Annotated in this window: 1 protein-coding gene; it reads left to right on the plus strand. The window is 70.1% G+C overall.

The window, feature by feature from the left end; translation table 11 throughout:
* A partial coding sequence (locus RNB18_RS51425) for an 8-oxoguanine DNA glycosylase OGG fold protein (protein WP_311720985.1) occupies window positions 1–238 on the plus strand: 238 nt, incomplete at its 5' end.
* Window positions 239–471 lie beyond the last annotated feature (233 nt).

Genomic DNA, 471 nt, shown 5'->3' on the forward strand with positions numbered 1-471 from the left:
CTACTTCGCCGGACACGACAGGGCCACAGTGCCGTACCGCCCGGTCATCCTGGACAGCGTCGTCGTACGAGCCCTCAAGGCCAACGGTGCTGTGGACCCCTGCTGGCCGGAGAACGGCTGGACCACGGACCAGTACCGGCTGTACGCGGACGGGGTGCACGAGTACGCGCAGGCCCGGGGTGTCCTGCCGGATCAGGTCGAAGCGGCTCTGTTCTTCCGGGGCAAGCAACGGCCCTGACTGCTGACCGTCCGGGTTCCGAGCCGACGGCGGCCACCCCCGTCAGTGTGGAGCGGGATTCGCCGAGCCGACTGCCGTCGCTCGGGACAGGCGGGACATCCCGGCTCCCCGCCCGCTCCACCGCGGTCGGACCGGGCATGATAGCCACGCTGTGCCATCCGTCCTCCCCGCCAGTTCCCCTACCGCTACCGCTACCGCTACCGCTACCGCTACCGCTACCGCGCAGGAGACCT

It is taken from the genome of Streptomyces doebereineriae, from assembly GCF_031845645.1.
Classification (GTDB): domain Bacteria; phylum Actinomycetota; class Actinomycetes; order Streptomycetales; family Streptomycetaceae; genus Streptomyces; species Streptomyces canus.